Origin of the sequence: Paraburkholderia sp. BL9I2N2 (assembly GCF_004339745.1) — a bacterium.
GTDB lineage: Bacteria > Pseudomonadota > Gammaproteobacteria > Burkholderiales > Burkholderiaceae > Paraburkholderia.
Genome location: NZ_SMGP01000001.1, coordinates 903,114 through 926,619, shown reverse-complemented (window position 1 = coordinate 926,619; position 23,506 = coordinate 903,114). Strand labels below are relative to the sequence as shown.

Annotated in this window: 24 protein-coding genes and 1 tRNA gene; 8 read left to right on the top strand and 17 right to left on the bottom strand. The window is 64.2% G+C overall.

Translation table 11 applies throughout. From position 1 onward, the window contains the following. The first annotated feature begins 70 nt into the window (after positions 1-70). Complete coding sequence (proP, locus tag B0G74_RS04325) at positions 71-1,573, top strand: glycine betaine/L-proline transporter ProP (RefSeq protein ID WP_243658246.1); 1,503 nt, start codon at positions 71-73, stop codon at positions 1,571-1,573. A gap of 67 nt (positions 1,574-1,640) precedes the next feature. Here the strand turns inward: proP and B0G74_RS04320 are convergent, their stop codons facing one another. The 8 genes from B0G74_RS04320 to B0G74_RS04285 all read right to left on the bottom strand — a co-directional run bounded on the left by B0G74_RS04320 (position 1,641) and on the right by B0G74_RS04285 (position 9,499). Further along, positions 1,641-2,129, bottom strand: coding sequence for a metallophosphoesterase family protein (locus tag B0G74_RS04320; RefSeq protein ID WP_132373800.1), 489 nt, complete (start codon positions 2,127-2,129; stop codon positions 1,641-1,643). Between the two features lie 94 nt (positions 2,130-2,223). Further along, positions 2,224-3,030: a hypothetical protein gene (locus B0G74_RS04315; RefSeq protein ID WP_132376836.1), complete on the bottom strand. Its 807-nt coding sequence runs from the start codon at positions 3,028-3,030 to the stop codon at positions 2,224-2,226. A gap of 5 nt (positions 3,031-3,035) precedes the next feature. Beyond that, on the bottom strand, positions 3,036-3,611 hold the full coding sequence (locus B0G74_RS04310) for a TMEM175 family protein (protein WP_132373799.1): 576 nt from the start codon (positions 3,609-3,611) through the stop codon (positions 3,036-3,038). A 136-nt stretch (positions 3,612-3,747) separates the two neighbouring features. Beyond that, positions 3,748-4,098, bottom strand: coding sequence for a cupin domain-containing protein (locus B0G74_RS04305; RefSeq protein ID WP_132373798.1), 351 nt, complete (start codon positions 4,096-4,098; stop codon positions 3,748-3,750). A 27-nt stretch (positions 4,099-4,125) separates the two neighbouring features. Continuing rightward, positions 4,126-5,526 (bottom strand): FAD-containing oxidoreductase, encoded by a 1,401-nt coding sequence (locus B0G74_RS04300; protein ID WP_132373797.1) that lies wholly within the window; start codon positions 5,524-5,526, stop codon positions 4,126-4,128. Positions 5,527-5,652: 126 nt separating this feature from the next. Continuing rightward, positions 5,653-5,841 carry a hypothetical protein gene (locus B0G74_RS04295; protein ID WP_012433618.1) on the bottom strand — a complete coding sequence of 63 codons (189 nt, stop codon included), beginning with the start codon at positions 5,839-5,841 and terminating at the stop codon, positions 5,653-5,655. Between the two features lie 222 nt (positions 5,842-6,063). Further along, entirely contained in the window at positions 6,064-8,370 is a 2,307-nt protein-coding gene (locus B0G74_RS04290) for an EAL domain-containing protein (RefSeq protein WP_132373796.1), read from the bottom strand. 277 nt (positions 8,371-8,647) lie between these two features. Next, positions 8,648-9,499, bottom strand: coding sequence for an SH3 domain-containing protein (locus B0G74_RS04285; RefSeq protein WP_132373795.1), 852 nt, complete (start codon positions 9,497-9,499; stop codon positions 8,648-8,650). 309 nt (positions 9,500-9,808) lie between these two features. Between B0G74_RS04285 and B0G74_RS04280 the strand changes: the two genes are divergently transcribed. Further along, a complete protein-coding gene (locus tag B0G74_RS04280; protein ID WP_132373794.1) occupies positions 9,809-10,387 on the top strand; it encodes a hypothetical protein in 579 nt (192 codons plus the stop codon). A gap of 87 nt (positions 10,388-10,474) precedes the next feature. Here the strand turns inward: B0G74_RS04280 and B0G74_RS04275 are convergent, their stop codons facing one another. Both B0G74_RS04275 and B0G74_RS04270 read right to left on the bottom strand, forming a co-directional pair. After that, positions 10,475-11,017: a nucleoside deaminase gene (locus B0G74_RS04275; protein ID WP_207915615.1), complete on the bottom strand. Its 543-nt coding sequence runs from the start codon at positions 11,015-11,017 to the stop codon at positions 10,475-10,477. A gap of 43 nt (positions 11,018-11,060) precedes the next feature. Next, entirely contained in the window at positions 11,061-12,200 is a 1,140-nt protein-coding gene (locus B0G74_RS04270; RefSeq protein WP_132373793.1) for a BMP family ABC transporter substrate-binding protein, read from the bottom strand. 267 nt (positions 12,201-12,467) lie between these two features. Between B0G74_RS04270 and B0G74_RS04265 the strand changes: the two genes are divergently transcribed. Further along, positions 12,468-13,217, top strand: coding sequence for an SDR family oxidoreductase (locus tag B0G74_RS04265; protein ID WP_132373792.1), 750 nt, complete (start codon positions 12,468-12,470; stop codon positions 13,215-13,217). Between the two features lie 65 nt (positions 13,218-13,282). Here the strand turns inward: B0G74_RS04265 and B0G74_RS04260 are convergent, their stop codons facing one another. Together B0G74_RS04260 and B0G74_RS04255 are read right to left on the bottom strand one after the other, a co-directional pair. Further along, on the bottom strand, positions 13,283-13,591 hold the full coding sequence (locus B0G74_RS04260; protein WP_132373791.1) for a helix-turn-helix domain-containing protein: 309 nt from the start codon (positions 13,589-13,591) through the stop codon (positions 13,283-13,285). 21 nt (positions 13,592-13,612) lie between these two features. Then, positions 13,613-15,046: a PLP-dependent aminotransferase family protein gene (locus B0G74_RS04255; protein ID WP_132373790.1), complete on the bottom strand. Its 1,434-nt coding sequence runs from the start codon at positions 15,044-15,046 to the stop codon at positions 13,613-13,615. A 170-nt stretch (positions 15,047-15,216) separates the two neighbouring features. Between B0G74_RS04255 and B0G74_RS04250 the strand changes: the two genes are divergently transcribed. Then, positions 15,217-17,532: an FdhF/YdeP family oxidoreductase gene (locus tag B0G74_RS04250; RefSeq protein ID WP_132373789.1), complete on the top strand. Its 2,316-nt coding sequence runs from the start codon at positions 15,217-15,219 to the stop codon at positions 17,530-17,532. 10 nt (positions 17,533-17,542) lie between these two features. Here B0G74_RS04250 and B0G74_RS04245 read toward each other — a convergent pair whose 3' ends face one another. From B0G74_RS04245 to B0G74_RS04230, 4 genes are read right to left on the bottom strand one after another with little or no spacing between them, the layout of a single operon-like run. Then, entirely contained in the window at positions 17,543-18,046 is a 504-nt protein-coding gene (locus B0G74_RS04245) for a M48 family metallopeptidase (protein ID WP_132373788.1), read from the bottom strand. Between the two features lie 19 nt (positions 18,047-18,065). Beyond that, positions 18,066-18,698, bottom strand: coding sequence for a hypothetical protein (locus B0G74_RS04240; RefSeq protein WP_132373787.1), 633 nt, complete (start codon positions 18,696-18,698; stop codon positions 18,066-18,068). After that, positions 18,698-18,985, bottom strand: coding sequence for a hypothetical protein (locus tag B0G74_RS04235; protein WP_132373786.1), 288 nt, complete (start codon positions 18,983-18,985; stop codon positions 18,698-18,700). Before B0G74_RS04235 ends, B0G74_RS04240 begins: the two co-directional genes overlap by 1 nt. A 57-nt stretch (positions 18,986-19,042) precedes the next feature. Continuing rightward, positions 19,043-19,351 (bottom strand): hypothetical protein, encoded by a 309-nt coding sequence (locus B0G74_RS04230; protein ID WP_132373785.1) that lies wholly within the window; start codon positions 19,349-19,351, stop codon positions 19,043-19,045. A gap of 77 nt (positions 19,352-19,428) precedes the next feature. On the opposite strand from B0G74_RS04230, the gene B0G74_RS04225 reads away from it, so the two are divergent. After that, positions 19,429-19,932, top strand: coding sequence for a DUF1643 domain-containing protein (locus tag B0G74_RS04225; protein WP_132373784.1), 504 nt, complete (start codon positions 19,429-19,431; stop codon positions 19,930-19,932). 169 nt (positions 19,933-20,101) lie between these two features. Here the strand turns inward: B0G74_RS04225 and B0G74_RS04220 are convergent. After that, a tRNA-Leu gene (locus B0G74_RS04220) sits at positions 20,102-20,186 on the bottom strand. Between the two features lie 183 nt (positions 20,187-20,369). Between B0G74_RS04220 and B0G74_RS04215 the strand changes: the two genes are divergently transcribed. From B0G74_RS04215 to B0G74_RS04205, 3 genes are all read left to right on the top strand, one after another. Beyond that, positions 20,370-21,440 (top strand): LacI family DNA-binding transcriptional regulator, encoded by a 1,071-nt coding sequence (locus tag B0G74_RS04215; RefSeq protein ID WP_132373783.1) that lies wholly within the window; start codon positions 20,370-20,372, stop codon positions 21,438-21,440. Between the two features lie 151 nt (positions 21,441-21,591). Continuing rightward, entirely contained in the window at positions 21,592-22,671 is a 1,080-nt protein-coding gene (locus tag B0G74_RS04210) for an ABC transporter substrate-binding protein (RefSeq protein WP_132373782.1), read from the top strand. Further along, positions 22,668-23,492 carry an ABC transporter permease gene (locus B0G74_RS04205; RefSeq protein ID WP_132373781.1) on the top strand — a complete coding sequence of 275 codons (825 nt, stop codon included), beginning with the start codon at positions 22,668-22,670 and terminating at the stop codon, positions 23,490-23,492. The genes B0G74_RS04210 and B0G74_RS04205 overlap by 4 nt, the downstream gene beginning before the upstream one ends. Positions 23,493-23,506 lie beyond the last annotated feature (14 nt).

Genomic DNA, 23,506 nt, shown 5'->3' with positions numbered 1-23,506 from the left:
CGGAGACGCTTTTCGCATGGCTCGCGAAACTGCACTCCCCAGCAACCGTGGCGGAACGTTCATGCGCATCATGAGTTTCGTCGCAGTCATTGGAGTTTTCACCTTGACCGCTTCCAGCAACGGCTTCTGGCGACACCACAAAGAAGAACAACGCCTCTCTCTCGACGACATCACCGTCGTCGACAAATCTCTCCTCAAGCGTGCCGTCGGCGCAATGGCGCTCGGCAACGCGATGGAATGGTTCGATTTCGGCGTGTACAGCTACATCGCTGTCACGCTCGGCAAAGTGTTCTTCCCGTCGGCCAGTCCGGCTGCGCAGTTGATCGCCACGTTCGGCACGTTTGCCGCGGCGTTCCTCGTGCGGCCGGTCGGCGGCATGGTGTTCGGGCCGCTCGGCGACCGTATCGGCCGACAGCGCGTGCTCGCCATGACCATGATCATGATGGCGCTTGGCACCTTCGCGATCGGTCTGATCCCGAGCTACACGACGATCGGCATTTTCGCGCCGGTGCTGCTGCTGGTTGCGCGTCTGGTACAAGGTTTCTCGACTGGCGGCGAGTACGGCGGCGCGGCGACCTTCATCGCCGAATTCTCGACCGACAAGCGCCGCGGCTTCATGGGCAGCTTCCTCGAATTCGGCACGCTGATCGGCTATGTGCTCGGCGCGGGTACGGTGGCCGTGCTGACCGCGACGCTCTCGAACGATGCGCTGCTTTCGTGGGGCTGGCGTGTGCCGTTCCTGATCGCCGGCCCGCTGGGTCTGGTGGGTCTGTATATCCGGATGAAGCTCGAAGAAACACCCGCGTTCAAGAAGCAGGCCGAGCAACGCGAAGCTGAAGACAAGGCCGTGCCGAAGCAGTCGTTCCGCGGGTTGCTCATGCAGCAATGGAAGCCGCTCTTGCTGTGCGTCGGCCTCGTGCTGATCTTCAACGTCACCGACTACATGGCGCTCTCGTATCTGCCGAGCTATCTGTCGGCCACGCTGCACTTCAACGAAACGCACGGCCTGTTCCTCGTGCTGCTCGTAATGGTGCTGATGATGCCGATGACGCTCGCGGCCGGCCGTCTGTCCGACACGATCGGCCGCAAGCCCGTGATGCTGTTCGGTTGCGTGGGTCTGTTCGCACTGTCGATTCCCGCCCTGCTGCTGATCCGCATGGGCACAGTGCTGCCGGTGTTCGGCGGCCTGATGATTCTCGGCGTGCTGCTGTCGTGCTTTACCGGCGTGATGCCGTCGGCGCTGCCTGCGCTGTTCCCGACCCGGATCCGCTATGGCGCGCTCGCGATCGGCTTCAATATCTCGGTATCGCTGTTCGGCGGTACGACGCCGCTCGTGACGGCATGGCTGGTCGACCGTACCGGCAATCTGATGATGCCCGCGTACTACCTGATGGGCGCGTCGCTGATCGGCATCGTCTCGGTGATGGCGCTGCGCGAAACCGCCCGCAAGCCGCTGCTCGGCTCGGGCCCGTGCGTGGCCACGCGCGCGGAAGCGCATGCCGTGCTGCGCGGCGAGCGTGAAGCCGAGGAGATGGACGAAGGCTATGCGGCAACGGCTACGGCGCGCGCCTAAGGGCGAGTTGTTCGACTGTTAGTGCGAGTTGTTAGAGAACGGGCCGGCAAAATTGCCGGCCCGTTTTTTATGGCACCAGCGAATCGAAGCTCGCGCTGGCGTGAGCGCCTTCGACCATCAAGATGCCCGCCGAAATCGGCAGCTTGAAGCGCCGCGGCCCGGCGCTGCCAGGATTGACGAACAGCACGCCGTCGCGCTCGCTGATCAATGGCTTGTGCGAATGGCCCGTCACCACCACGTTGATGCCCTGGCTGCGCGGATCGGCGCCCACGTCGGCGATGTCGTGCACGACGAGAATCGTCACTTGCTGCACGGTCAGCGTGGTGTGCGTCGGCAGCGACGCGGCCCAGTCGCCGGTGTCGTTGTTGCCGCGCACCGCCGTGAGCGGTGCAATCCGCCTGAGCGCTTCGAGCACCGCCTCGTTGCAGATATCGCCCGCGTGAATGATCGCGTCGCAACCGGCGAGGTACTGCAAGGCCTCGGGACGCACGAGATTGTGCGTGTCGGAGATCAGGCCGATTCGGGTGCGTGTGGATTGTGGGGTGCGCAAAGTCATGTTGGAAGTATCGGGCAAATGAGCGGACGGCGTGCGCTGCCGGTTCGCATGAGCAAGTGTTCCGCGTGCTTCGAACTGCGTTGAACCCGTGCGCTCAATCCGCCGACTGCTGCTCCGCGAGCTCATGCGGCACGCGCTGCACCGGCCGCTCCGCGTGGAGCATCCGCCGCGTCGCGCCCTGCACGACGATCGAGACCAGCGCCGCGCATGCGAAGCTCAGCCACACGCCATACCGCGGCAGCATCGTCGCGGTCACGGCGAAGAACGCTGCGAACGAGGCGCGGCCGATCACCATGCCGCGCATCAGCAAAGCGACGAAGTCCGCGCCGTGCGCGCGCTGCGCCGACACCGCGAGCACGATGCCGAGCAAGGGAAACACCGACAGCAGTCCGCTCCAGGTCGCGCCCAGCGACGCGGACAGCGTGGTCACCGCGACCGCCAGCAATGCGCCGGCGAGCATGCGCACGGCGAGGTCGCCGAGTCCGAGGCGGGCCGCCGGCACGTGACCAGTCACGCGCGGCAAGCCGCTTTGCGACACCGCCACGGCGACACAGGCCGCCGCCACCGCCCATGCAAGTCCGGCCGGAAGCTGCGTGAGCAGAATGGCCACGCCGACCCAGCCCACCATGCCGACGACCAGCGCGAGCTGCCACGCGACACGGCGGCAGCTCCACGCATACGCAAAATTGAAGGCTTCCGACGCGGCAATCGCCGCGATCGAGGCCACCGACGCCTGCGCCGCGAACGACGGACCGCGCTCCAGCGCGAGCAGCAACACGATCGGCCCGGCGACTACCGGCAGCCCCGCGAGCCACCCCGCCACTGACGGCCCCCACACGCGCCCCGCCACGGTCAGCGCAGCGAGAAACGCGGGCACCAGTACGACTTTGAGCGCGAGCAGCAAGCTTACGATTCCAGCAGGTGTTCGATGCGCCGGTCCGGCACCAGCCACCACGCGGCAGCCAGCGTATAGAGCGCGGCCGAAACCCACGGCGCGACAAACGCCAGCGCAATGCCCGCCAGATAAATCACGACCGAGACCTTGCCCTTGAAGTCGTTGCCGACCGCTTTGGCGAGGGTCGAGTCCCCGCCGTGTTCGCGGATCAGCACGCCCGTCAGAATGAAATACGCGATCGACGACATGAACAGCACCACGCCGTACATCGCGGTCGGCCAGGAGGCCAGATGGTTTTCGCCGGCCCAATGCGTGACGGCCGGCAGCAGCGACAGCCAGAACAGCAGATGCAGATTGGCCCACAGCACCGCGCCGTTGACCTTCTGCACGGCATGGAACATGTGATGATGATTGTTCCAGTAGATGCCGACGTAGATGAAGCTCAGCACGTACGCGCAGAACACGGGGAGCACCGGACGCAACGCGGCGAGATCGAAGCCTTCCGGCACCTTCAACTCGAGCACCATGATCGTGATGATGATGGCGATCACGCCATCGCTGAAGGCTTCGACACGTCCCTTGCCCATCGGTTGGATTCCTGATGATGAATGCGGTTGTGCGCACCGTTCGCCCGCATTCCGCAGACGACCCGCGCCGTTGCCGATTATCCGCGATGGCCCAACGCTTTGTCGATGCGCCTGATCGATCGGTGGCGTGCCGCGCTCAGGCTGAAGCGCCGTCCGGGTAGTAGACGGCGAGCCACACGCTGGGCTCCTGATCGCTCGTCCATGCCACCCGATGCCGGCAATGCGCGTCGATCAGCACATGATCGCCGGCCTTCATCCGATGCGGCTCGGCCTCGCCTTCGAATTCGAGCGCCGCCGCGCCGCTCAGCAGCACGACCCATTCCGCGCGCGGACTGTCGTACCAGAAGCCCGGCGGACTGGCATGCCCCATCGAGACGATCCGCTCGATGCTCACGCCGCCCTGCTCCACGAACGTGTCGACCTGCTCGTCCGCGCCCGCTGGTGCCCGGTCGTCGAACAGATTGCCGCTTCTGACTGCGCGCTTCACCGTATGTGCTCCGCTTGTGTGCGCTGCTCACTTCATGGGCTTGAGTCCATCGAGCAAGGTCGGCACCAGTTCGCTGATGGTCGGGTGAATATGCATCGCATACTCCAGCGTCGGATACGGCGCGCCCGCCGTCATGATGTCGATGAACGTGTGCAGCGCCTCATCGCCTTCGATGCCGTGAATCGCCGCCCCGAGAATCTGCTTGCTCTCCTTGTCGACCATCACCTTCATGAAGCCGTCGGTCTCGCCCCGTTCGCGCGCGCGGCCCACTCGCGTCATCGGCATGGTGGCGATCAGCGCGTCGCGGCCCGCCTTGCGCACCTCGGCCTCCGAGGCGCCGACACGCGCGAGCGGCGGATCGACGAATACCGCATACGTCATGATCCGCGTATCGACGCTGCGCGAGCCGCCGTCGAGCAGATTGGCCGCGACGATCTGATAGTCGTCGTAGGAGGTGTGGGTGAAGGCGCCCCGCCCGTTGACGTCGCCGATCGCCCAGACGCCCGGCACGTTGGTGCGCAACTGGCCGTCGACCGGAATCGTGCCGTGTTTGTCCGTCGTGATGCCGGCGGCCGCGAGGCCGAGGTCGTCGGTATTCGGTTCGCGGCCGGTCGCGAACAGCAGATGCGACGCTTCGAGCGCGGGAATGTTCTGCTCGAAGCCGATGCACACTTCGTTCTCGCGATGCGGATGCGGCTCGACCCGCGAAGGCTGTACGCCGAAGCGGAACTCCACGCCCTCGCGGGCCAGCACCTTGTGCACGGAATCGGCGAAATCGGCGTCCTCGCGGGTGAGCAGACGCTCGCCGCGTACCAGCACGGTCACCTGGCTGCCGAAGCGGCGAAAGATCTGCGCGAATTCGAGCGCGATATAACTCGCGCCGACGATCACCAGATGACTCGGCAATTCGGTCAGGTCGAGCAGGTTGGAGTTGGTGTAGTAGCGAATCCGCTCGAGCCCGTCGAGCGGCGGCACGACGGCGCGCGTGCCTGTATTGATGAAGATTTCGTCGGCGCTGATCTCGTCGAGCAGGTTGCCGTCCGGTCCGCTGATAGCGAGCGCATGCGGTCCGGTGAAGCGCGCGTGGCCTTTGAACACGCTCACGTTCTTCGTGCCGCGCAGCCATTTCTCGACGCCGTCGCGCGACTGCCCGATGATCTCGTCCTTGCGCGCCTTGACCGCGGCCAGGTCGACGCTGATCGCGCCGCCCACCTGCACGCCGAGTTCCGCGCAATGACGCGCGACATGCGCCGCGCGGGCACTCGCCACATAGGATTTGGTCGGCGTGCAGCCGACGTTGACACAGGTGCCGCCAAAGGCAGCCCGTTCAATGACCGCGGTTTTACGGCCGCTTTGACCGAGACGCACGGCGAGCGGTGAGCCGCCTTGTCCCGTACCGATCACAACTGCGTCGAAGTGCTGTGGCATGGCAACTCTCCCGAGGCTGGGGTGCTGGTCGTAGCATCTTACCCTTCGCCCTTGGAATCACCATGTTGTGCCGCTCACTACTGCCGCGGATTGTTGCGGATGACTGCTGTTTTCCGTCTGTTTTGCTCAGGCGTGGCAATGCACGGCACAGATCAATTCGCGCGAACGTTGCAGCGCGGCCTGCGCGCCGCGGGACGCCATTACCCAGCCGACCTGGCCGAGATTGAAATCCTGCGACACCATCACCTGCATGAGGGCGACCATCGGTAAGACCACCGACGGCCGGTAAAGCTGGTCTCTGATTAAAGCTGGCATGACAACTCCCATCGCACGATGCCGCTTCGGCATCGCACTCAATTTACCTTTCGATGGGAGCATTTTAGGGAGACCGACCTCGCGGATAAATACCGGGAACGCGAAGTCACTTGTTTGTCAAACCGAACAATCGAATCCGGCTGCCCGCGGCCGCACCCGGCGAAAGCCCGCATTCGCAGGCCCGGCAAGGCGTCCGGGCTTGCATGCGGGTCGCCGCCGGGTTCAGGAGGCGTCGGCCACGTTGAGCTGCGCGTCCCACAAAGCGCGGGCATACGCGCTTGCCCCGACCGGGCGGCTGTAAAGATAGCCCTGCTGCTTGTCGCAATCGATCGCGCGCAGGAACGCCGCCTGTTCGGCGGTTTCCACCCCTTCGGCGGTGACGTTCATGCCGAGGGAGTGCGCCATCGCCACCACCGCCTGGGTAATCGCGATCGAATCGCGATGATCCGGCAGCCCCGCGACAAACGAGCGGTCGATTTTCAGGTTATGCAGCGGGAAGCGCTTCAGATACGACAACGATGAATAGCCGGTGCCGAAATCGTCGACGGAAATGCGCACGCCCATGGCGTTCAGCGCGCTCAGCATCGGCAGAACGGTTTCGCTGTCGCTCATCAGCAGCCGCTCGGTGATCTCCAGCTCCAGCGCCGTCGGTTCGAGCCCGGACTGCGCGAGACAGCGTTCGATCCGCTCCACCAGGCCGTCGTTGAACTGCCGCGGCGACAGGTTCACCGCGACGATCAGCTCCGGCGCCAGCGTGCGGCGCCATTGCGCCACCTGCTCGCAGGCCCGCGCCAGCACGAAGTCGCCGATCTCGACGATCAGCCCGGCATCTTCGGCCACGGGGATGAATTCCCCCGGCGACACGTTGCCCAGCTCGCTGTTGTACCGGCGCAGGAGCGCCTCCGCGCCGATCGTGCGGCCGTCGTGGCTATCGACGATCGGCTGGTACACGAGGCTCAGTTCGCTGGCGGCGAGCGCGCGCCGCAGCGATTGCTCGATCGTGAAGCGGCGCTGCAGATGCTGATTCAGCTCGGCGGTGAAGAACTGGAAGTTGTTGCGGCCGCGCTGCTTGGCGTGATACATCGCCGAATCGGCGTTGCGCATGAGCGTGGCGACGTCCTGGCCGTCTTCGGGAAAGCGGCTGATGCCGATCGACGCGCCCAGGTAGTACTCGTTGTCCGCCACCGCGAACGGCACCGCGATCATGTCGAGGATGCGGCGCGCGAGGCCGATCAGATGCCCGGTGTTTTCATACGCGCTGACCACGATCACGAACTCGTCGCCGCCCACGCGCGCGAGCGTGTCCTCGGCCGAGATGCACGCCGACAGGCGCTCCGCCACGCTGCACAGGAGCGAGTCGCCGGCCTCGTGACCGGCGGTGTCGTTGACTTTCTTGAAGCCGTCCAGATCGACGAACAGCACGGCGACGCTCGCCAGCTCGCCCATGCCGGACGACATGTCCGGCGTGAACAGATCGCGCATCCGCTCGGTGAGATAGGCGCGGTTGTAGAGGCCGGTGAGCGAATCACGGGTGGCGAGGAACTTGAGTTGGCGCTGCGCCTCGCGCACAGGTCCGATGTCGGTGAACGAAATCAGCACCGAACTGGGTTCGCTCTCGCCCGGCTTGATGATCGGCACGACGTTCTCGGTGATCCAGACGATGTCGCCGCCGATCAGCTCCACGCCGATCGTGACGCCGAGCACGGGTTTGCCGGTTGCCAGCACCTGGGTGGTCGGGCGAGCCGTATCGGCGACGAGCGAGCCGTCCTCGTGATACGCGCGCACCATCACCGTATGAATACTGCGGCCGACGATCTGCGGGGTCGCGCGCAAAATGCGCTGCGCGCTCGGATTGCAGGCGAGCACGATGCCCCCGCGCGACTGCACCACAATCCCTTCGATCAGGTGATCGACCACCAGCCGGTGATGCTCCTCGCTGTGCGCGAGGCGCTGAACCATGGTGTCCTGATGCACGGCGAGACCGACGCTGTGACCGATGTCGCGCAGCATCGCCTCTTCCTCGGCGCTCGGACGGCGCGGCACGCGGTAGTACACCGCGAAGGCGCCGAGCACCACGCCGGAATCGTTTTCAAAGGGCACCGACCAGCAGGCCCGCAGGCCGAGCGGTAACGCGAGGTGCCGGAAGTCGGCCCACAGCGGATCGGTTTCGATATCCTCGACGACGACGAGACGCCGCTCGTACATCGCGGTGCCGCACGAGCCGACCCGTGGGCCGATCGCGGCGCCGTCGATCGCCGCGCTGAAGTGCGCCGGCAGCGACGGCGCGCCGCCCACTCTGGTGTGCACGCCGTCGGGGTCGAGCAGCAGGATTGAACAGGACGCGCCTTCCCCCAGCAGCGCTTCCGCGCGGCGGCATACTTCGTCAAGCAATTCCGGCAGCGGCGTGTTGCGGGTGATCAACCGCAACACCGTGCGCTCCGACGCCAGCACCCCTTCGGCGAGATTCGATCCATAGCGGCCTTCAGGCGCTGCTCCCAGCGTGTTTTCTGATGTCGCTTCGCAAGTCATATGTGCGCCCCCTAACCCGACATCGGCAAGTTAGTGTACGCGGCACACGGGGGTTTACGCGAGGCCGGCGAATTTAATTCGTCGCGTGTCGCAGACGGGTTGGGTAATTGGGCCGGTTGATCGCTGGGTCAAACGGCCCAATGGCCATGCTGGAGCGGGTGATGACGCCGTGGGCGGGCGCCGCGCGGGCCGGGTTTCGGGCTCCTCTGCCGCCTGTCGCGCAGGCGGAACCCGAATCGCGCTGGAACACGCCTCGGCGACTTGCGCATGAGCGCGATCAGCTATGCTGATCCGGTGGACGGCCGCCGCCTCCGCCGCCGCCGCCTCCGCCGTGTCCTCCGCCACCGCCTCCGCCGTGTCCTCCGCCACCGTTACCGCCGTTGCCGCCGCCCGGCGGCCTGTCTCCGCCACCTTGAGAATGACCGCTTTGAGGCCGGCCACCGGCATTGCCCTGCGGTTGACCCCCCGGTGGCCGCCCGCCAACATTCCCCGGCGGCCGGCCATCCGATGGCTTTCCTCCGCCATGCCCCGGCGGCTGACCGCCCGATGGCCTTCCTCCGCCATGCCCCGGTGGCGGTCCGCCCGGCGGTCTTCCTCCGTCGTGCCCCGGTGGCGGTCCGCCCGGCGGTCTTCCTCCGTCGTGCCCCGGTGGCGGTCCGCCGGGTGGCCTTCCTCCGCCGTGCCCCGGTGGCCGTCCCGCGCCGGGCCGCGGCGGGGGCGGCGGCGGATGATGCGCCCAGCGCGATTGCTGGCCGTACCAGGGTCGGCCGCGATAATAGTCGCCCCAGTACGTACCGATCGAGAACGTCACGATCGGCAGCCCGATCACCGTGCCGTAGTTCATCACCGGTACGTTGGCGCCCTGGTAGGGATAACTGAGCGACCCTGCATAGGCCCAGCCGCGCAAGTTCGGCGCGGCGACATCGCACCATTGATAGTTGCTGATGCAGCCCATGACGCTCAATGGCACACCGCGCGGCAGTTGCGCCACGACCGGATAATCCGGCGCCGGACCCGCGCGAACGTTGACGGTAGTGTTGGTATAAGCCTGCGACTGCGCACTAGCTACAGCGGGCAAGGCAAGCACGCCGGCCGCCGCATACAGACAACGAACGAGGTGTCGTTTCATTCTTTCTCCCGTTTCAAGGGCCGCGTTGGTGTTGCCAGGTGTTGGCGGCCTGTCCTGCTTGTTGTGAGTCCTGCTTCCGGTCCCTGCAATGCACGCCGCATAGCCATGCGCGGTGCGTCGGCTCACAGGCGAGTTGCACGGCACATGCCTGAAAGCGTTTGGTCAACGTCTCGCGTCGATTCCTGCCGCCCCCGTGAGGCAAGATTTGGTAACCACCCACGTGAACTCACGCGTTTTTCGGTCGTCCGTATTCCAGCGACTCGGCTGATCATCCATTGCATGAAAAAGCCATGCACTGCCGGGACCGCCATGACAAGAATCCGCCCACTTCTGATCGCCGCGCTGATGCTCGCGCATCCATTCGCCCACGCCACCAGCTTCGACTGCAACAGGGGGCGCTCGCTAACGGAGAAGATGATCTGCAACGACCCCGCGCTCTCGAAGCTCGACGACACGCTGGGGCAACTGTACTGGAAAGTGCGTCGGCGGGTCACCAACCGGCGGGCCTTTCTCACCGACAGCGACAGCAAGTGGGCATGGCGTGAAGCGAACTGCCGCGATGCGGCGTGTCTGGGGACGTGGTACGCGACGCGTATCGAAGAACTGCGGAAACTGATCGACAGCATGCAAGCCGGAACGCCGCTGCCGTCCGCTACGCCGGTTGAACCGGACACGCGGCGCAGCCCGCTCATGGCGCCCGCGCAGCCCACCGAGGTGGCGATGCGTCAGTGCACAGCAGCGAATCCGGGGATCGCGATGAACGAGCAGTGTTCCACCGTGCTCAGGGAGACCAGCGGTCAGTGGAAACATCAAGCGCGTGGCGGCGACTGGTTCTGCGGCGTCGCGACGCTCGCACCGGCGGAGATGCAGGCGGACGCCGCGCAATGAGAAAGGTGATTCGCATGCTGGCGGAGCGCCGCCACGCCAGCATGCGTGCAAGGTGGTCGTTCTCCCGCGAAGGCGGCGAAAGCACTGCTACCGGCCGCTCCAGAATCTGCGCTGAACTTCCATCACCTCGGCTTCCACCTCGGGCACCGGCCCGAGCACCTCGACCGGTTTCTGGCAATGATCGAACACATACCGGCAGTCCACGCTCATGGTCGGATTCTCGGCGTGATCGCCGGTTGCTTCCAGCAAGCGCTTCTCGGTCATGCCGAACACGACCCGGCCGATGTTGGCCCAATACATCGTCCCGGCGCACATGCAGCAAGGTTCGACCGACGTGTACAGCGTGCAACTCCACAAATACTCGGGCGTGAAGTTCAACGCCGCCACGCGCGCCAGCACCGACTCCGCGTGATTCACCGTGTCGACGTTGCCCTGTTCCATCAGCACGGTCTCCTGGTCCGGCCCGACCAGCACCGCGCCGAACGGATGATGTCCTAGCAGCGTCGCCCGCTCCGCCACCCGGCTCGAATGCCGCAGATGCCGCACGATCTGTTCGTGCGTGGGCGTCAAACCCTGCGGCGGATAGTTCGCGGCCGCGGTGGCGGCCTCCGTCGAAACGGTCAGACTCACGGGCGATCTCCTTGAATAATAGTTAGATTAGCGAAGTAAATTTCTACTTGGGCAGCGAGCCATCCACGCCTTGCACGAACCAGTTCAAACGCAGCAGTTCCGGATCGCTCAGCGACTTGCCCGCGGCGACCTTCACCGCGCCGGATTGATCCATGATCGGACCGGCAAACGGATTGAACTTGCCGGAGATAATGTCGTCGCGCTTCTGGCTCAAGGCCTTTTGCGCGGCCGGCGATACGGCGTCGGTGTTGATGTCGGCGAGATCGATCGCTTTCTCTTTCAGCCCCCACCACACCGGCGAGTTGTTCCATGTGCCCGCCATCACCTGATCCACCAGATGCGTGTAGTACACGCCCCAGTTGCTCACGCATGCGCCGAGTTGCGCGTTCGGCCCGAACTTCTTCATATCCGAGTCCCAGCCGAACGCATGCACCTTCTTCTGCTCGGCGGTCTGCATGGTCGCCGTCGAATCGGTGTTCTGGATCAGCACGTCGGCGCCCTGGCCGATCAGCGTTTCGGCAGCCTGCTTTTCGCGGCCCGGATCGAACCAGCTGTTGATCCACACCACCTTCACGCGCGCATTCGGATTGACCGAGCGTGCGCCCATCGTGAACGCGTTGATGTTGCGCACGACTTCGGGCACCGGCACGGAGCCGACAAAACCGAGTGTATTCGACTTGGTCGTATAGCCCGCGACGAGACCTGCCAGATAAGCGCTCTGATAGGTGCGCACGTCATAGGTGGCGAAGTTGGCGGCCTTCTTGTAGCCGGTGGCATGTTCGAACACGGCGTCCGGGAAGTCCTTCGCGACCTTCAGTTCGAAATCCTGGAAGCCGAAGCTCGAACCCACCACGATCTTGTTGCCCTTGGACGCCAGATCGCGGAACACGCGCTCCGAATCCGCCGACTCCGGCACGTTCTCGACGCGCGTCACCTTGACCTTGTCGCCGAACTTCGCCTCGAGCGCTTTCACGCCCTGTTCGTGCGCGTAGGTCCAGCCGGCGTCGCCGGGATTGCCGAGATAGACGAAGGCAATGCCGATCGGCTGCGTGGCGGCGGCCGACGCCCCCGCGGCGCTGAATGCCAGGCTCGCGCCAAGCGTCGCTGAAATGAGCGTGCGGACGGTTCGGACGGTTTTGATGCGCAGTGAATGATGCAGCGCTCGCGCCAGCGTTGTTTTCATGGATTCTCCGAAGATGGTTGAAGGTGCTTGCCCCAGCGCTTGGGATGACCCGGGCAAGGCTCCAGCATAGGGGGCCATATTCGAAGGTCAATTTCAGCGGAAAAATTATTATTCGTTATCTCGTCTATAACGAATCCAGTATTCTGGGTGGCCAGGAAACATGTTCGATGACTTCGAACGAGTGCATCGGAGAAGTGGTACGGCAAGCATCTCGCACAGGCGCACTATGACTCTCACCAACCCGCAACACTCTTTCGGAGATTCAAAATGACTCGCTTCCAAGGTAAGTCGGTTCTCGTCACCGGCGGCAGCAGCGGCATCGGCTTCGCAGCCGCCAAGGCATTCGCCCACGAAGGCGCCCGTGTGGTCATCACCGGCCGCGACGCCGATGCGCTCGAAACGGCCAGACTGGCGCTCGGCGCCGACGCCGTCGCGGTGCGCAACGACGCCGGCTCGGTGGCGTCGGCGCGTGAACTGGCCGCCGCGATCAGCGCCGCCGGCATCCGCCTCGACGCGGTGTTCGTCAACGCCGGCACCGCGAAATTCGCGCCGTTCCCGGATGTCGACGAAGCCTTCTGGGACGCGATGTTCAACACCAACGTCAAGGGCGCCTACTTCCAGATTCAGGCACTGTTGCCGTTGCTCAATCGCGGCGCGTCGATCGTGATCAACGGATCGATCAATGCGCATATCGGTATGCCGGCGTCATCCGTGTATGCGGCGAGCAAGGCCGCCGTGATTTCGCTGGCGAAGACGCTGTCGTCGGAATTGCTGCCGCAAGGCGTGCGCGTCAATGTGGTGAGCCCCGGTCCGGTGCAAACGCCGCTGTACGGCAAGCTCGGTCTCGACGCCGCCGCGCTCGAAGCCACCGCCGCGCAGATTCTCGGCCAGGTGCCGGTCGGCCGCTTCGGCACGCCGGAAGAAATCGCCTCGACCGTGCTGCATCTTTCGGCGCCGGAATCGGCGTTCATTGTCGGCACGGAAATCATCGCCGATGGCGGTATGAGCCAGCTTTAAGCTCGCGCTCAGGCGAGCCGCGCACGCGGCTCGCCGATCTGTCGCCCAGTCACGCGCGACGCGCTTCAGTGAAGCTTCGGCGACGGATCCGCCTCGTCGTCATCGGGCAATTCGCCATCGCCGAACAAGTCGGCACACAGGCTTTCGCCGAGTTCGCTCAGGCGCGCCGTGCCTGTCCCTTCCTCGTTGAAGGTGGTGTCCACCAGACCGCCGTCGACGAGCGCCGTCAAGTGCCGGCGCAAGCCGCTCATCGGCACGCCCGCCTGCTTCGACAGTTTGGCGAGCGACCACGCGCCGCCCGGCGTTTCCCGATGCGCGCGCCATAGTTGCGTCAGCACGGCGGCCAGCACCGGATCGAGTTCGTCGTCTTCCATGGTGAATGTCTCCTCGTTCTCTTATGCCATCTGTGTGACCAGTTCACCCAACGTCTTCAAAGCCGCTTCGGTCTGCGCCGTCCACGGATAGCTGTAGTTGAGCCGGATGAAGTGGCGGAAATCGTTGCGCGTCGAAAACATCATGCCCGGCCCGACCGTGATGCTGCGCGCAAGCGCCGCCTGGTAGAGCCGCATCGAATCGACGCGCTCGGGCAGTTCCACCCACAGCACGTATCCACCCTGCGGCGTCGACATACGCGTGCCGACCGGAAAAAACCGCTGCACCATCGCCATCATGATGCTCGCCTGCTGCCGGTAGACCTTGCGCACGTGCCGCAGATGCCGGTCGTAGCCGTCCTGCCGCAAATAATCGGCGACCGCGACTTGCGGCACCGACGGCGTGGTCAGCGTATTGAGAAACTTCAGCTTCTCGACCTGCGCGCGATAGCGTCCCGGCAGCGCCCAACCGATCCGGTACGACGCGGTCAGGCTCTTCGAAAACGACGCGCAGTGCAGCACCAGCCCTTTCTTGTCGAAGTTCTTCAAGGTCGACGGCCGCGTCTCGCCGAAGTACAGCTCCTGATAGACATCGTTTTCGATCACGGGAATCTCGTGCGCGGCGAGCAGTTCGACCAGTTGCCGCTTGCGCGTGTCGGGCATCTGGAAACCGAGCGGATTCTGGAAGTTCGGCATCACCATGCAGGCCGCGATTTTCTGTTCGGCGATCACTTGAGCCAACGCCTCGATATCGATGCCGTGCACCGGATGCGTGGACACCTCGATCGCGCGCATGCCCAGACGCTCGATGGCATGCAGCATCGCGTAATAAGTCGGCGATTCGACGGCCACCGTGTCGCCGGGTTTGGCGACCGCCTGCAGGCTCAGGTTGATCGCTTCGGTCGCGCCGAGCGTGATGACGATTTCGTCGGGATCGACCGGCACGCCGTTCTCGGCGTAGCGCCGGGCGATCTGCCGGATCAGTTCGGGGTTGCCCGGCGGCAGGTCGTCAATCAGGTTCCAACTCGCGTGGCGTCGCGCGATCGCGTTCGCGTACTGATTGATGCGCCGCCACGGGAACAGCGACGGATCCGGATACGGCGAGCCGAACGGCACGGCGTCGTGCGCGCGGATGCTGCGCAACGTCGACAGCACGAGGCGGCTCACGTCCACCGCGGCGGCCACCGGCGGCGTCTGCGGTGTTGACAGGCGGCCGGGCCGCGGTTCGTCGAGCGCTACTGCCCGCGCTGCGGCGTCGCGCACGAAATAGCCCGACTGCGGACGGGTCTCGACAATCCCACGGCTTTCCAGCAACGCGTATGCGTGCAACACCGTCTTGATGCTGACGCCGTGCTGCTGGCTCGCCTGGCGCACCGACGGAATCCGCTCGCCCGCCGCGAACACCCCGCGACGCACGGCTTCGGTCATTTCATCGGCGAGTTTTTCGTACAGTTTCAAGGACCTGAGTCAAACCGAAGCGTGGGCTGGAACGCCAGTCTATGACAAAAGTCTCGCAACTGTATCCCTTCTCTTTCCAATTTTCTGTATGCTGCGCCCTTTTTGGAACACAGTAGGCTTGCACCTATCGGCTCAACAGCCTCGTTCAAGCCCGATCCGGCGGCAACATCATGAAGAAACCCGAAGCTCGCATCGAACCCTACACGCACCCCGCCGCAGGCTGGGGCGCGCTCAAGTACGTCGCCATCAACCTGATCAAGGAAAAGGTGACGGGCGGCGACTACCGCATGCTGTTCAAGCAGAATCAGCCGGACGGCTTCGACTGCCCCGGCTGCGCGTGGCCGGATCGCGAGCATGCATCCACCTTCGAGTTCTGCGAAAACGGCGTGAAGGCCGTGGCCGCCGAAGCGACCAGCAAGCGCGTGACGCCGGCGTTCTTCGAGCAACACACCATTGCCGAACTGATGACGCAATCGGACTTCGAACTCGAACAGCACGGCCGCCTGACCGACCCGCTCGTCTACGACGCCGTGCGCGACCGCTACGTGCCGATCGGCTGGGACGAAGCGTTCGATCTGATCGCCGATCACCTGAAGCGCCTCGACGATCCGGACCGCGCCGCCTTCTACACCTCGGGCCGCGCCAGCAACGAAGCCGCGTTCCTGTACCAGCTGTTCGTGCGCATGTACGGCACCAACAACTTCCCCGACTGCTCGAACATGTGCCACGAGGCGACCAGCCGCGGCTTGCCGCATACGGTCGGCATCGGCAAAGGCACGGTGACGCTCGACGACTTCGAACACGCCGATACGCTCCTGATCTTCGGCCAGAATCCGGCCACCAACCATCCGCGGATGCTCGGCGAACTGCGCGAGTGCGCCAAACGCGGCGCGACCATCGTGTCGATCAATCCGCTGAAGGAGCGCGGCCTCGAGCGCTTTGCGAGCCCGCAGCATCCGGTGGAAATGCTGACGATGGGCAGCACCAGGATCAGTTCCGTGTTCATCCGCCCGAAGGTCGGCGGCGATTTCGCGCTGATCAAGGGCGTCGCCAAGCGCGTGATCGAACTCGACGATGAGGCTGTGGCGTCGGGTCTCGAGCGCATGCTCGACGTCGCGTTCATCGCCGAACATACCGTGGGCTTCGAGGCGTTCGCCGATGACCTGCGCGCCGAAAACTGGGACACGATCGTCGCCGAAGCGGGCGTGCCGTTCGAAGACGTGCTGAAGCTCGCCGACATCTACGTGAAGGGGCGCGCCGTGATCTCGACGTGGGGCATGGGCCTCACGCAGCACAAGAATTCGGTGCCGACGGTGCAGATCCTGTCGAACCTGATGATGATGCGCGGCAACATCGGCCGGCGCGGCGCGGGCCTGTGCCCGGTGCGCGGGCACTCGAACGTGCAAGGCGACCGCACGGTCGGCATTGAAGAAAGGCCGACCCAGGCGTTTCTCGACCGGCTCGGCGAAGTCTACGATTTCGAGCCGCCGCGCGAACACGGACTCGACGTCGTCAATACGATTCAGGCGATGCTCGACGGCAAGGTGAAAGTGTTCATCGGCCTCGGCGGCAATTTCTCGATCGCGACGCCCGATACGCCGCGCACATGGGAAGCGATGCGTTCGTGCGACCTCACCGTACACATCACGACCAAGCTGAATCGCAGCCACCTCGTGCATGGACGCGACGCGCTGATTCTGCCGACGCTCGGCCGCACCGAGATCGACCTGCAGAACGGCGTGGCGCAAGGCGTGAGCGTCGAGGATTCGATGAGCATGGTGCATATCTCGTACGGCATGAACAAACCGGCGTCGGAGAATCTGCTGTCGGAAATCGCGATCGTGGCGCGCATGGCGCATGCGACGCTCGGCAGCGAGAAAGTGGATTGGCTCGCGCAGGCCGCGGACTACTCGCTGATCCGCGACGGCATCGCGCAGGTGATCGAGGGCTTCACGGACTACAACGAGCGGTTGAAGAATCCTGGCGGCTTCCACCTCGGCGTGGCGTCGCGCGAGCGGATCTGGAAGACGCCGAGCGGCAAGGCGCAGTTCCTGGTGCACGCGATCGATATGGCTACGCCGATTCATCAAGCGCGCAAAGAACACGGCGAGCGGCTGATGACATTGATGACGACGCGCTCGCACGATCAGTACAACACGACGATCTACGGTCTGGACGACCGCTATCGCGGTGTGTATGGGCAGCGTCGCGTGTTGTTCGCCAACAAGGACGACCTCGCGATGCTCGGCTTCGTGGCGGGACAGCGCGTGGATATCACGAGCGTGTGGGCCGACGGCATCGAGCGTCACGCGGAAGGTTTTCTGCTCGTGGAGTACGACATTCCGCGCGGTTGTCTCGGCGCTTATTATCCGGAGACGAATCCGCTCGTGCCGCTGTCGTCGGTCGCCGATGGCGCGGGAACGCCGACGTCTAAGTCGATTCCGGTTTTGTTGAAGGCTTCCGGGATTGAAGCGGTTGCCGCGTGACGCTTGACGATCAGGTCGGGCTTTTCGCCAATGCGCGATGCGTCAGGTAAAGACGCAAGTCGAATTCGATCTGGTGGTAACCCGGTTGCATGAACTCGCAGAGTCGGTAAAAGGCCTTGTTGTGGTCGCTTTCCTTCAGATGAGCGAGTTCGTGCACCACGATCATTTTCAGAAATTCCGGCGCCGCCGATTTGAACAGCGAGGCGATGCGGATTTCCTTCTTCGCTTTCAGCTTGCCGCCTTGCACGCGGGAAATGCTCGTATGCAGACCTAGTGCGTGGCGTACGACGTCGAGTTTGCTGTCGTAGGTGACCTTGTCGATCTGGTCCGCGCTGCGCAGGTGCTCGCGCTTCAGGTCGGCGCAGTAGGCGTACAGCGCTCTGTCTGTTTGCACGTCGTGCGTGTTGGGATAGCGCGCCGTGAGATAGGAGCCGAGTTGATCTTCGGCGATCAGCTTCTTGACTTTCTCTTGCAGCGCGGGAGGGTAGCCGCTCAGGTATTTCAGGTGGGACATGGTTCTGGTCGGCACCTACTCAAACACCGCGGCGATTGTCTTCGCAATCTTCCCAATACCGAAGCGGATCGCGATGATCCGGGTATTCCTTGTCCAGCCAGTCGGACAGGATCTTCCACTGAGGATGGTTCGGGCCACTGCGCGTATCCCAGAACGAATCCTTCAGGACGCTGTTGTTACGGCCGCGATCCCGCACGACGATCCGGCAGTGGTCGTTCGCCTCGTGGAATTCCGCCTTCAGGTAGTAGCGCGGAAGAATCTGCAATGCGGCGCCCTCCACGATGCGGCCCTGCGCACGAACGACGCCCGCCGATTCGATTCGCAGAACACCGTCCACCGACTTGTCCGCGCGCCAACCCACTGGCAGTCTGACCACGCATTCGTCTTTCCCGACCTTGATCCAGTCCATGCGCCAGATGCGGGCGAGCGCATCGCGCATGGCCGCCGCGTCTTCATAGCCGGGCGGCAGTTCGAACTGGGCCGGCAGCACGACGAGTTTGTTCCCTGTCGGCGTCACGCTGGCGGGATTGTCGAAGGGGTCGTTGCCGAAGGGATTCGAGGGCCGGCTGGCCGTGGTGTTGCTGCTGGTCGGCAAATCCCCGAAGAGGCTTTCGGCGGCGCGGCGTGCGCGCTTCGATTTTTCACTGCCCATCATTTTTCTCCGATGGAGTTGGGTTGTTCTGGTGGGAAACGCAGGTTGGTAGACGTCGTCAGCAGCGCACGTTGTCGGATGCTTGCGCCGTATCCGAATGGGCCCCTCACGAGCGCCCTTTGGATCACGGCATTGCTGTCCTCGCCCCAAGGCTGCGGATGCCCGAGGTCAATGCGCGTATGCATGCGTTCAGCCAGCCGCGACACCTGCACGATATAGGTGATCGCATCAATGTCACCGAAATCGAACAGTGAGGCTCGCATCAGAGCCTCCCGGAAACGGGCCATTGCAGAAAAGCGCTCCTGCAATGCGCACGCTGATCGTCGATGGCCTAAGCTAGGCGGTCAAACGTGCGGCAGGTCGTCGATGCATTTTTCGACATGATCGCCGGGGACGTCAGTGTCGATCCCATCGCGGCCGTCGGTGTGGGAGACAGGCACAATTTTTGGCCCCAGAAACCGAGTGCCGCCGAGCGTAAAAAGGGACCAAACAGCGTCTCCCCGGCGGATCGCGGCGACGACTTCGGCCACCTCGACAATCGACGTGGGGGATAACCAGTCACGCGTCGACGGGTCGACGGGAGCCCAGCGCACGTGGGTGATCCTGTCGCTGGCCGGGTTGATGCGAATGGCATCGATAGCAAAAGTAGTCACATTTACCTCCATCACCCTGACAAATGGATTTCGTCATTATGCGCCGCATCTTTTGCGGTGGATCAGGAGGTGAAATCGTGAACGCCTTTATCAGCTCGTGCGGCACCTATCGCTATTGGCTGATGCGTGCTGCCGGATCGTTGTCGCCCGAGAAATCGACCGCGCTATTCGTGATGCTCAATCCGAGGACCGCTGATGCGCAACTCGACGATCCGACCATTCGCCGATGCCGCGGCTTCGCAAAGCTCTGGGATTGCAATGGCCTGGCAGTCGCCAACCTGTACGCGTTGCGCTCGACAGATCCGGCCGCCCTTTGGTCCCATCCGGATCCGGTCGGCCCCGACAACGACGACTGCCTGTGGACCTTTGCCCGCGAGTACGGCGACGTGGTTTGCGCATGGGGCTCGAATGCCAGGCCCGAGCGGGCCGCTTGTGTCGTCAGCATCATGCGTGATGCCGGCGCGCGCCTGTGGTGTCTTGGCACGACGAAGAACGGCTCGCCGCGCCACCCGCTCTACGTGCGTGCCGATCAGCCGCTGACCGAATGGAGTCCGCAGCAATGGCAGGAAACCAGAACCTAGCCCGTCTCCGGCGTGCCGGTCGCGCGACGTGGTCTTTTCCGCCAGACGGTGGTATCGCACAGCGAATGGATACAGGTAATGCCCTGGAATCCGGCCTAAGGCAAAAAAACTCACACCCTAAGGATTTGTGGCCAAGCCACGAACCGGGCGAAACCCTTGCGGGGACTGCTGGTGCCGGGGACCGGACTTGAACCGGCAAGCCGTTAGGCGGCGGATTTTAAGTCCGCTATGTTTACCAATTTCATCACCCCGGCAGGGGTCGAACCGCGTGTGGACGCGAATTCTACCATTGCCCGCCGGGCGTACCAAACCGCCCAGGCGCCGCCCCGCGCACTCCCATTCCACAAGCCGCATCGGCAAATACCGGCGTCATCCGTAAGTCACAAACCTTCCCGATAATCCGCTCACGAAAACGTTTACAACTCGAGCGCAAACCCATGATCCCTACGATCAAAGATGTCGCTGCCCACGCCGGCTTCTCCATCGCCACGGTGTCGCGCGCAATCAACGCGCCACACACCGTCAATCCGGTCACGCTCGATAAGGTGCGTCAGTCCATCGACGCCCTGAACTTCCGCCCCAGCCCGCTCGGGCGCCAATTGCGCGGCGAACGCACGCGCCTGATCGGCGTGATCCTGCCGACGCTCGCCAATCCGGTGTTCGCCGAGTGCCTGCAAGGCATCGACGAACTCGCCTCGGCGCAAGGCTACCGGCTCATGCTGATGACCACGCAGTACGACGCCGACCGCGAACGCCACGCCATCGAAACGCTGCGCGAACACCGCGTGGAAGGCCTGATCCTGACGGTCGCCGATGCCGACACGCACCCGCTGCTCGACGAACTCGATCGCGCGGGACTGCTCTACGTGCTGATGCATAACGACACCGTGCGTCGTCCGTCGGTCTCGGTCGACAATCGTTTGGCCGCCTACGACGGCGTGCGCATGCTGATCGCCCACGGCCATCGCCGCATCCTCATGCTGGCCGGCACGCTGGCCGCGTCCGATCGCGCCCGTCAGCGGCATCTCGGCTATTCACAGGCGATGCAGCAAGCCGGCCTCACGCCGGCGCCCGCGCTCGAGGTCGATTTCAACGCCGAGGAACTGTCGCCCTCGGTGCTCGCCCATCTGACGAGCGGCCCAAACCGCCCCAGCGCCCTCTTCTGCAGCAACGACCTGCTGGCGATGGTGGTCATGCGCGGCCTGCGCCGCGCACGTCTGCAGATTCCCCATGACATGTCGATTCTCGGCTTCGATGGCCTCGCCATGGGCGAGTTGCTGTCGCCAGCGCTCGCCAGCATCTGCGCGCCGAATCGCGAAATCGGCTGTGCGGCCTGGCAGCGTTTGCTGGCGCGCGTCACCGGCACTTACGAAGCCTTGAATGAAACGTCGCTCACGCTGACCTTGCCGCACAGCTTGCGCCAGGGCGCCACCATCGCGGCGATTTCGAACCACAACGACGCAATGCCTGTGCGTGCATCAACATCCGCCGGGCGGCCGTTCGCCTGAAGCGCCGCACAAGCGCCATTGGCTAACGCGCGTGCTATGCACCAACGCGTGCCGACATGAAAACGATTAACACGCTGCCCCGCAAGACGACTTTGAGTCACCCACCCCAAAACCCGAACCACCCGCTCGCTTGTTCTCCTGGAGACCCGCAGTGATCCGCACTTCCAAACCATTCGCTTCGCCAATCAAACCGCTCTGGCGCCGCCTCGCGCGCTCCACGGCTGCCGCGCTGTCGGTCGGCATGATGGTCGCCGCCGCGCTCGCCGCAATCGCACCGCAAGCCGCCCGCGCCGACGAAACCGCGATCTGCTACAACTGCCCGCCCGAATGGGCTGACTGGGCGAGCCAGATCAAGGCGATTCAGCAAAAGACCGGCATTCGCGTGCCGTTCGACAACAAGAACTCAGGCCAGTCGATCGCGCAGCTGATGGCCGAGCAGAAGAGCCCGGTTGCCGACGTCGTGTATCTCGGCGTCTCGTCGGCCTTCCAGGCGAAGGACAAGGGCTTGATCCAGCCGTACAAGCCCGCGCATTGGGACGACATTCCCGCCAACATGAAAGACCCGCAAGGCTACTGGTTCTCGATCCACTCGGGCACGCTGGGCTTTTTCGTCAACAAGGACGCGCTCGAAGGCAAGCCCGTGCCGCGCTCCTGGGCCGACCTGCTCAAGCCTGAGTACAAAGGCATGATCGGCTACCTCGATCCGTCGAGCGCGTTCGTCGGCTATGCGGGTGCGGTCGCGGTGAATCAGGCGCTCGGCGGCACGCTCGATAACTTCGAGCCGGGTCTCGACTGGTTTCGCAAGCTGAAGGCCAACGCGCCGATCGTGCCGAAGCAGACCGCCTATGCGCGCGTCATGTCCGGTGAAATTCCGATCCTGCTCGACTACGATTTCGACGCCTATCGCGCGAAGTACAAGGATCACGCGAATGTCGAATTCGTGATTCCGAAGGAAGGCACGATCTCCGTGCCGTACGTGATGAGTCTCGTGAAGGGTGCGCCGCACGAAGCGAACGGCAAGAAAGTGCTCGACTTCGTGCTCTCCGACGAAGGCCAGAAACTGTGGGCCGAAGCCTATCTGCGTCCGGTGCGCGCGAACGCGATGAGCCCGGAAACCGCCGCGAAATTCCTGCCGGCCAGCGACTATGCGCGCGCCAAACCGGTGGACTTCGGCAAGATGGCCGAGAAGCAGTCGAGCTTCGGCGAGCGTTATCTGCAGGTGATGCATTGAACGACGTCACGTTCCCGCTGCGCTGGCGCATCGCGTTGATCGCGCCGGCGCTGGCGGTGTTCATCGCCTTCTGGCTGTTGCCCATGGGCGCGCTCGCGCAGTTGAGCGGCGACGGCCACGCGTTCGCCACCTATCGCGCGATGCTGACGAATCCGCGCTACATGTCGAGCCTCGGCGCGACCGTGCTGTTGTCCGCGGCGGTCACGGCGGCGACGCTGGTGCTCTCGGTGATCGCGGGTCTGCTGCTGGCGCGGCGCGAGTTTCCGCTGAAACGCACGCTGCTTGCGTTGCTCACGTTTCCGCTGGCGTTTCCCGGCGTGGTGGTCGGCTTCATGGTCATCATGCTGGCGGGACGCCAGGGGCTGATCGGCGCGCTCTCGCTCAAACTCACGGGCGACCGCTGGGTGTTCGCGTATTCGATGAGCGGCCTTTTTCTCGGCTACCTGTACTTCTCAATTCCGCGCGTGATCGTTACCGTGATGGCCTCGGCGACCAAGCTCGACGCGTCGCTCGAAGAAGCCGCGCGTTCGCTCGGCGCGTCGCCGTGGCGCATCACGCGCGACATCGTGTTGCCGGCGCTCTCGCCCGGGCTGATCGCGGCGGGCGCGGTGTGCTTCGCCACCGCGATGGGCGCGTTCGGCACCGCCTTCACGCTCGCCACCGACATCGACGTGCTGCCAATGACCATCTACACCGAGTTCACCCTCAACGCGAACATGGTGACGGCCGCGGGTCTCTCCATCGTACTCGGCATCGTGACGTGGGCCGTGCTGGCGTTGGCGCGCAGCGTGAGCGGTTCGGCCGTGGCGGCAAGCGCATGAGCGGCGTTTCAAAA